9 protein-coding genes are annotated in these 8,563 nt (G+C 63.3%); 4 read left to right on the top strand and 5 right to left on the bottom strand.

Annotated features, from left to right (window positions below):
- Positions 1 to 145: 145 nt before the first annotated feature.
- The 3 genes from cueR to N005_RS00675 form a co-directional block, all read right to left on the bottom strand.
- Positions 146 to 559 carry a Cu(I)-responsive transcriptional regulator gene (cueR, locus tag N005_RS00685; RefSeq protein WP_047698471.1) on the bottom strand — a complete coding sequence of 138 codons (414 nt, stop codon included), beginning with the start codon at positions 557 to 559 and terminating at the stop codon, positions 146 to 148.
- Positions 556 to 2,949 carry a heavy metal translocating P-type ATPase gene (locus tag N005_RS00680; protein WP_047698469.1) on the bottom strand — a complete coding sequence of 798 codons (2,394 nt, stop codon included), beginning with the start codon at positions 2,947 to 2,949 and terminating at the stop codon, positions 556 to 558. Before N005_RS00680 ends, cueR begins: the two co-directional genes overlap by 4 nt.
- 200 nt (positions 2,950 to 3,149) lie before the next feature.
- On the bottom strand, positions 3,150 to 3,533 hold the full coding sequence (locus N005_RS00675; protein ID WP_024779082.1) for a hypothetical protein: 384 nt from the start codon (positions 3,531 to 3,533) through the stop codon (positions 3,150 to 3,152).
- Between the two features lie 148 nt (positions 3,534 to 3,681).
- Here N005_RS00675 and N005_RS00670 point away from each other — a divergent pair, with 148 nt between their 5' ends.
- Positions 3,682 to 3,879, top strand: a complete 198-nt coding sequence (locus N005_RS00670; protein WP_047698467.1) for a heavy-metal-associated domain-containing protein — start codon at positions 3,682 to 3,684, stop codon at positions 3,877 to 3,879.
- A 94-nt stretch (positions 3,880 to 3,973) separates the two neighbouring features.
- Complete coding sequence (locus N005_RS00665; RefSeq protein ID WP_047698465.1) at positions 3,974 to 5,176, top strand: multidrug effflux MFS transporter; 1,203 nt, start codon at positions 3,974 to 3,976, stop codon at positions 5,174 to 5,176.
- Between the two features lies 1 nt (position 5,177).
- On the opposite strand, the gene N005_RS29370 is transcribed toward N005_RS00665, so the two are convergent.
- Positions 5,178 to 5,348: a hypothetical protein gene (locus tag N005_RS29370; RefSeq protein ID WP_162843622.1), complete on the bottom strand. Its 171-nt coding sequence runs from the start codon at positions 5,346 to 5,348 to the stop codon at positions 5,178 to 5,180.
- A gap of 252 nt (positions 5,349 to 5,600) precedes the next feature.
- A complete protein-coding gene (locus tag N005_RS00660; protein ID WP_047698462.1) occupies positions 5,601 to 6,614 on the bottom strand; it encodes a zinc-binding alcohol dehydrogenase family protein in 1,014 nt (337 codons plus the stop codon).
- Positions 6,615 to 6,728: 114 nt separating this feature from the next.
- Here N005_RS00660 and N005_RS00655 point away from each other — a divergent pair, with 114 nt between their 5' ends.
- Positions 6,729 to 7,658, top strand: a complete 930-nt coding sequence (locus N005_RS00655) for a LysR family transcriptional regulator (protein WP_047698460.1) — start codon at positions 6,729 to 6,731, stop codon at positions 7,656 to 7,658.
- Between the two features lie 160 nt (positions 7,659 to 7,818).
- Positions 7,819 to 8,553 carry an ArsR/SmtB family transcription factor gene (locus N005_RS00650; RefSeq protein WP_047698458.1) on the top strand — a complete coding sequence of 245 codons (735 nt, stop codon included), beginning with the start codon at positions 7,819 to 7,821 and terminating at the stop codon, positions 8,551 to 8,553.
- The last annotated feature ends 10 nt before the right edge of the window (positions 8,554 to 8,563 follow it).

The following is an 8,563-nucleotide window of genomic DNA, read 5'->3' as shown; positions in this document are numbered from 1 at the left end:
GGAGCGAGCCTGCTCGCGATAGCGGTGGGTCAGCTTGCAGGGATGTTGACTGTGGCGTCGTCTTCGCGAGCAGGCTCGCTCCCACCCCTGATCTCGGGTGAATAGAACATCCGGGTTCACCGCCAATCCACTGTGGGGCTGGGTGTCAGGCGCTGGCCGTTTCCTTGCAACACCCCGACGCCAGTTCCTTGAGGATCGGGCAGTCCGGGCGGTGGTCGCCGTGGCAGTGTTCCACCAGGTCCTGGAGGGTATCGCGCAGTTCGGCCAGTTCGCGGATTTTCTGGTTCAGTTCATCGATGTGTTGCCGGGCCAGGGCCTTGACGTCGGCGCTGGCCCGTTGCCGGTCCTGCCACAGGGTGAGCAGCTTGCCGACCTCTTCCAGGGAAAAGCCCAGGTCCCGGGAGCGTTTGATGAAGGCCAGGGTGTGCAAGTCATCGGTGCCGTAGACACGGTAGCCGCTGTCGGTGCGATGGGCTGCCTTGAGCAGGCCGATGGACTCGTAGTAGCGGATCATCTTCGCGCTCAGCCCGCTCTGGCGGGCCGCTTGGCCGATGTTCATCGTTTGTCCTCCAGGTGCTCGGGGGTCCAGAACTTCAACAGTAACGCATTGCTCACCACGCTGACGCTCGACAACGCCATCGCCGCACCCGCCAGCACCGGGTTGAGCAGGCCGAAGGCCGCCAATGGGATGCCAATCAGGTTATAGACGAACGCCCAGAACAGGTTCTGGCGGATCTTGGCGTAGGTCTTGCGGCTGATCTCCAATGCCGCCGGCACCAGTCGCGGATCGCCGCGCATGAGGGTGATGCCGGCGGCGTGCATCGCCACGTCGGTGCCGCCGCCCATGGCAATGCCGATGTCTGCGGCGGCCAGCGCCGGGGCGTCGTTGATACCGTCCCCGACCATCGCCACCACGGCGTTTTTCTTCAGCTCAAGGACAATGGCGGATTTGTCTCCGGGCAGCACTTCGGCATGCACATTGACGATCCCCAGCGCCTGGGACACCACCTGGGCGCTGCCGCGGTTGTCGCCCGTGAGCAAATGGCTGGCGATGCGCCGCTCATCCAAGGCTTGCACGGTCGCGAGAGCGCCACGCTTGAGGGTGTCGCCGAAGGCGAACAGCCCCAGCACCCTTGGTGTCGCGCCTTGTTCGATCAGCCAGGACAAGGTCCGGCCTTCTGCTTCCCAGGCCTGCGCCGATTCGGCCAGCGAACCGGCGTCCAGGCCCGACTCGTCCAGCAGGCGCCGATTGCCCAAGGCCAGATGGCGTCCATCGAGGTTGCCGGCGATGCCGCGTCCGGGCAGGGCCTGGCTGTCGCTGACATCCGGCACGTTAAGGCCACCCTCGGCGCAGGCGTCCAGCACGGCTTTGGCGAGGGGGTGTCCGCTGCCGCGCTGCAGGGCGCCGGCCAGTTGCAACAGGCTGGCTTCGTCACCGTCCAGGGCTTTTGAATGAGCAATGCGCGGTGTACCGGAGGTCAGGGTTCCGGTCTTGTCGAACACCACCGTATCGACTTCATGGGCACGCTCCAACGCCTCGGCGTCCTTGATCAGGATCCCGTGGCGCGCCGCCACCCCCGTGCCGGCCATGATCGCCGTGGGTGTCGCCAGGCCCAAGGCACAGGGACAGGCGATCACCAGCACGGCGACGGCGTTGATCAGCGCGGTCTCCAGTGGTGCGCCATAAAGCCACCAGCCGACCAGTGTGGCCAGGGCCAGCAGCAGGACCACCGGTACGAAGACCTGGCTGACTTTATCCACCAGTTTCTGGATCGGAGCCTTGGCTGCCTGGGCGTCTTCCACCAGGCGGATGATGCGCGCCAGGACCGTCTCGGTGCCGAGGGCCTGGGTGCGCACCAGCAGGCGACCTTCGCCGTTGATGGCGCCACCGGTGACCTTGTCGCCGGGTTGTTTGGGCACCGGCAGGCTTTCGCCGCTGATCAGCGCTTCGTCGGCGTGGCTCTGGCCTTCCAACACTTCACCGTCCACCGGAAAGCGTTCGCCGGGCTTGACCAGCACCAGATCGTTTACGCGCAGGGCGCTGATGGCGACATCCCGCTCCTCGCCATCGATCACCTGGGTCGCCCGCTCCGGCCGCAAGGCTTCGAGGGCACGAATGGCGCTGGCGGTCTGGCGCTTGGCGCGGCTTTCCAGGTATTTGCCCAGCAAGACCAGGGCAATCACCACCGCCGACGCTTCGAAATACAGGTGCGGCATGCTGCCGGGGCGGGCAATGATCCATTCATACAGGCTCAAGCCATAGCCGGCACTGGTGCCCAGGGCCACCAGCAGGTCCATGTTACCGGCCCCGGCCCGCACGGCTTTGAAGGCGGCGACGTAGAAACGCGCACCGAAGATGAATTGCACCGGTGTCGCGAGGGCGAACTGCGCCCAGGCCGGTAGCATCCAGTGCACACCGAGCGGCTGCAACAGCATCGGCAGCACCAGTGGCACGGACAACAGGATCGCCAACACCAGGATCAGGCGCTCACGATTCAGCTGACGGGGCTGCGTGTCATGGGGCTGCTCGGCCTGCCAGATGCTGGCTTCGTAACCGGCGCGCTTGACTGCATCGATCAGGATGTGCGGATCGACCTGTCCGAGCAGTTCGAGGTGGGCCCGTTCGTTGGCGAGGTTGACGCTGACACCGTTAACGCCGGGGATTTTGCCCAGGGCGCGTTCGACTCGACCCACGCACGAGGCGCAGGTCATCCCACCGATACTCAGCTCCAGGGTTTGGACAGGCACATGGTAGCCCGCTTGTTCAACGGCCTCTATCAAGGCCGGCAGGCTCTGCTCGGAGGCCTGGACTCGCGCCTGCTCAGTCGCCAGGTTCACACTGACGGCACGGGTTCCAGCGACTTTGCTCAAGGCCCGCTCGACCCGCCCGGCGCAACTGGCGCAGGTCATGCCGGTAATCGGCAGGTCGAAAGTGGTGGATTCGGACATGGAACGGGCTCCCTGTAGTGAATGACTACAGGATCAACCTTGCCATGCTGGCAAGGTCAAGCGCCAATCCAAAAGACTTTACCCGGATCCTTTGTGGGAGCGAGCCCTGCTCGCGATAGCGGTTTGTCAGTCAGCATTTTTATTTACTGATGCACCGCTATCGCGAGCAGGGCTCGCTCCCACAAGGGATCCGGGTGAGGTCAGTAACCGAGCCCGGCCTGCTTGAGGTACATCCCTTGTTCATTCATGGCGATACGGTATTTCAGGATGTCACCGGCCCTGATCGTAATCTCCTGGGAACCTGGTGCGAGCATGCCCGGATTGCAACCCGGAGCCTGTCCAGGCAACAGCTTCAGGCGCAGGGAGAACCGGCCCGGAGGCAAGTTGAAGGAGGTGCTGTCTTCCTGGAAGAGCCGGGCGGTGAGCTGATCCTGAATGTAGATGCCGATCTCGCAGGACGTCGATACTTCCAGTCGTTCCCGGGAAATGATCAGCACACCGTAATCTTCGCCGGCGGCTGAGGCCTGGGGGGCCATCGCTGAAAAACCTAACATGCAAAACAGGCTGAACGCTGACCAGCGCATGGCCGAACCTCCGGTGTGGAATCCTTGATAGTGGCAGCTTGGCCGAGCGCGACGGCAATTGCCAGCCCGGCAGTTTTCATCAGAACTTGACCTTGCCACGATGGCAAGCTTGAAACTGCCGGCAACTTCCATCTCCAGGAGTCACCCGATGCAAACTTTCAATGTCCAGGGCATGTCTTGCGGTCATTGCGTCAAGGCCATCACCCAGGCTGTACAAGCCAGGGATCCAGCGGCCGATGTGCAAATCGACCTGGGCGCCAGGACCGTCCAGGTCCAGAGTTCGTTGCCGGCCAACACCCTGATCGAGGTCATCCGGGAAGAAGGCTACGAGGTCAGCCCCGCCTGAATATTTTTTAATCGTTAGCGACCTATCGGAATGTTCAAGAGCGCCCGGCAGGGCTAGACTGTCGGGCTGCTGACTGATGCCTGACGGACGCCCGATGAACCTTCGTACCATTCTGATTCTTGGCGCCTTGAGCGCTTTCGGTCCTTTAGCGATCGACTTCTATCTGCCTGCGTTCCCGGCCATGGCAACCGCCTTCGGCACGGACGAAAAACACATCCAATTGACGCTGGCCGCCTATTTCCTCGGCCTGTCCATCGGACAGCTTGCCTACGGGCCGGTGGCGGATCGCTTCGGGCGGCGGATTCCACTGCTGGTCGGGGTCGGTCTGTTCACCCTGGCCTCCCTGGCCTGCGCTTATGCGCCAAGCCTCGAATGGCTGATCGGCGCGCGCTTCGTCCAGGCCCTGGGTGGTTGCGCCGGGATGGTGATTTCCCGGGCCGTGGTCAGCGATAAATGCGATGCGGTGGGGTCGGCCAAGGTGTTCTCGCAACTGATGCTGGTGATGGGCCTGGCGCCGATTCTCGCGCCGATGCTTGGCGGGTTGTTGGTGAACCTGCACGGCTGGCAATCGATTTTCATCGGCCTGACCCTGTTCAGCGCCGTGGCGGCGACGGCCGTCGCCTTGTGGCTGCCCGAGAGCCTGCCGGCCCATGTGCCTCGACAGCCGTTGTCGGGAGCGTTGCGCCAGTACGGCAGGCTGCTGACCGACTCGATTTTCCTCGGGCATGCCCTGACGGGCGGGATTGCCATCGCCGGGATGTTCGCTTACATCGCCGGCTCGCCTTTCGTGTTCATCAAGCTTTATGGCGTACCGGCCGAACACTTCGGCTGGCTGTTCGGTACCAACGCGGCCGGCTTCATCCTGGTGGCGCAGGTCAATGCCCGGTTGCTATCCAAGCGTGGCCCGGCCTTCCTGCTGACTCGTGCGGTGTGGGTCTACTTCACGGCGGGGTTGAGCCTGCTGGCCGTCAGTGCCCTGCACCCCGAGCATCTATGGCCACTGCTGATTCCATTGTTCATCTGTATCGCCAGCCTGGGGTGCATCATTCCCAACGCTTCCGCCTGCGCGATGAACGGGCAGGGTGCCCGGGCCGGCAGTGCGTCGGCGATGTTGGGGTGCCTGCAGTTTTCCGTGGCCGCCGGGGCCGCCGCGCTGGTGGCGGCCTTGCACGACGGCAGCGCGGTGCCCATGGCGATGGTCATCAGCCTGTGCGGGCTGTTGGTGGTGAGCGCGGCCATGCTGACCCGCCGCCTGCAAAATGCCCAGGCGCTGGCACACGCCAGCCGCCAGGGCTGATTCAGCAGGCCGTGCGTTGTTGCCGTTCGGGGAAGTGATGCGGCGCGTGAATGCGCGCTTGCAGGGTAGTGGCGAAGGCCTTGGCTTCGGCCTCGGTGCGGAAGGTGACGGCGTGCTGGTCAAGACGCACTTGCCATTGGGATTTTGCCACTTCTTTTATCAGGATCTTCATTGCTGACCTCCTCACGTAAAAGATTGCGTTGCAAAGGCCTCGAGTGTAGACCGGAATGCGATCGCAATTGTGACAACGGTCAATTCTCGGACTGACGGTCCGACCTTTTTTGCGAGCAATCATTGTGGCGAGGGAGCTTGCTCCCGCTGGACCCCGTAGCGGGCCCAGGCCTTAGGGCTGCTGCGCAGCCCAGCGGGAGCAAGCTCCCTCGCCACGATTATTGCCCTTGAGACTGAGTGCCGCGTAGGACGGTCAGAAACCTTCGAGCACGATCTTGCCCTTGGCTTTGCCGCTTTCCAGCAGCGCGTGGGCCCGGCGCAGGTTTTCGGCATTGATGCTGCCGAAGTGCTCGCCGACGGTGGTCTTCAGGGTGCCGGCGTCGATCAGCTCTGCAACACGGTTGAGCAGGTTGTGTTGTTCGGTCATGTCGGCCGTCTCGAACAGCGAACGGGTGTACATGAACTCCCAATGCAAGGACAGGCTCTTGCGCTTGAGCTTGGTCACGTCCAGGGACTTGGGATCATCGATCAAGGCCAGTTTGCCTTGGGGTGCCAGGGCCTCGACCAACTGATCCAGATGCTGGTCGGTCTGGGTCAGGCTGGCGACGTGAGTGACCTGGGGCTGGCCTGCTTCCTTCATGACCACGCTCAATGGTTGGCTGTGGTCGAGCACCAGATCGGCACCCAGGCTCCGCACCCAATCCTGGGTCTGCGGACGGGAAGCGGTACCGATGACCTTCAGTGCGGTGAGCTGGCTGGCCAGTTGTGTCAGGATCGAGCCCACGCCTCCCGCTGCGCCGACGATCAACAGGCTCTGGTCCGAAGCGCCTTGGCCTTCCTGGATCTGCAGCCGCTCGAACAACAGCTCCCAGGCGGTAATGGCGGTCAGTGGCAGCGCGGCCGCTTCGGCGAAACCGAGTGTCCTGGGCATGTGGCCGACAATGCGTTCGTCCACGACATGCAGTTCGCTGTTGCCGCCCGCCCGGGCAATGGAGCCGGCATAGAACACCTTGTCACCGGCCTTGAACAGGGAGACTTGGCTGCCCACGGCCTTGACCACGCCGGCCACGTCCCAACCCAGCACCTTGGCTGCGCCGCCTTCGGGCTGGACGTTCTGGCGGACCTTGGTGTCCACCGGATTGACCGAAATGGCTTTGACTTCTACCAACAGGTCGCGCGGACCGGCGACGGGCTCCGGCAATTCGACATCCTGCAGCGATTGCGGGTCGGTGATCGGCAAGGAATGGTAGTACGCGATGGCTTTCATGAAACGGGCTCCGTGAGGTGAGTGCGATGGCATTCATGTTTAGCTATTTATCACCGCGATAAAACCAGCTAAAAGAACAGGCTCTTTCAATATTTTTTTGATAATGGAGTCGCCATGCTTCGATTCGATGACCTGCAGCTGTTTGTCCGGGCGGCGGACCTAGGCAGCCTTTCTGCCGCTGCCAGGGTCATGGATCTGTCGGCGGCGGTGGCCAGTGTTGCGTTGAAACGCATCGAGCAGCACCTCGGTGCCCGTTTGCTGGCGCGCTCCACTCGTAGTCTGCGCCTGACCGCCGAAGGGGAAAGTTTTCTCGAATATGCCCGGGCGGCGTTGGGCAGCCTGGATGAGGGGCGACGGCTGTTGGCCAGCGGCCAGGACCAGGTCAGCGGTGTCTTGCAGTTGTCCGCGCCGTCGGACCTGGGACGCAATCTGCTGCTGCCCTGGCTGGATGACTTCCAGCGCGAGCACCCCAGGCTTACGGTGCGGCTGTTGTTGGGCGACCGCATTGCCGACCTGTTCAAGCAACCGGTGGATATCGCGTTGCGTTATGGGGAGCCGGAGGATTCGAGCCTGGTGGCCTTGCCTGTCGCGGCGGACAACCGTCGGGTGCTGTGTGCCTCGCCGGATTATCTGGCCCGTCATGGCGAACCCCATCAGCTTGAGCAACTGGCACAACATAATTGCCTGTTGTACATGCTCGGCACCCGGGTTCATGACCGCTGGTGCTTTCATGACGGCAAGCGGGAAGTGAGCCTCACCGTCAGCGGCGACCGCTTCAGTGACGATGCCGATGTGGTGCGGCGCTGGGCCGTGGCCGGTGCCGGCATTGCCTACAAGTCGTGGATGGACGTTTCGACCGATGTGCTGGCCGGGCGCCTGAAGATCCTTCTGCCGCACCTGCATTGCGAGCGCGCGCCGCTGAATCTGTTGTGCGCTCACCGGGCGCAGTTGAGCAAGCCCGTCAAGCTTTTGCGGGAGATGCTCCAGGCCCGGTGTGGTGAATTGACGGCGCAATTTCCGCTCTTGACGGCAGCCGGCCAATAGTCGCGGGTAAATAGAGAATTTTCCCTCACGAACAATCGCCTCCAAAGGTTTCCGGAGGACAGGAAAGCTCGATCTGCACGCTTATACTAGCGGCCGCCTGAATCGGCGCGGCATCGCGCATCAAGAGCAGTAGACGAATGATTCAACAGGGAGTGAATACATGGAACATGCACCTTGCATCAGCCAGATCGCCACGCTGCTGGCCGACCCCAAGCGCAGCGCAATGATGTGGGCCTTGATGGACGGTACGGCCCGGCAGGCCGAAGAACTGGCCTTGTTGGCCGGGTTGTCGCCATCCTCGGCCAGCGCCCATCTGGGACGCCTGTCGGCCGGTGGCCTGTTGAAGGTGGAAGCCAGGGGGCGCAAGCGGTTTTTCCGCCTGGCCGCGCCGGAGATTGGTGCGGCGGTCGAAGCCCTGGCCAGCGCGACCCTGGCCAGCGCACCACGGCAGATTCCGGATGTCTTCAAGCGCGGCGTCATACCGAGCAAGGCGCCGTCGGCCCCCGCCTCGTTGTTGCGAGCCCGGCTCTGCGACGACCATCTTGGTGGCACCCTGGCGGCCGATCTGTACCAGCGCCTGCTGGACGCCGGATGGATCGAGCAATGCGAGCAACGGGTGATCGTCACTCACAAGGGCGCGAGCCAACTGGCCGGACGTGGCCTGTTCATCCAGGCCCTGGCCCATCGCAATGCCCGCATCGCCTGCGCCTGCCCGGACTGGAGCGAACGCCGGCCGCACCTGGGGGGGGCGCTGGGGGCTGCGTTGCTGCAACTGTTCATGCAATCCGGCTGGTTGAGCCTGCCCAACGACTCGCGAGCCCTGCAGGTGACCGTGCTCGGCCAGCAGGAAATCCATCGGTTCGCCCGGCAGGATACGTTGGAAATGGCGCTCTAGGCCTGTCGAC

Origin of the sequence: Pseudomonas mediterranea CFBP 5447 (assembly GCF_000774145.1) — a bacterium.
GTDB classification, from domain to species: domain Bacteria; phylum Pseudomonadota; class Gammaproteobacteria; order Pseudomonadales; family Pseudomonadaceae; genus Aquipseudomonas; species Aquipseudomonas mediterranea.
The sequence above is the reverse complement of the archived record's forward strand: the minus strand, read 5'-3'. Positions and strand labels throughout refer to the sequence as shown.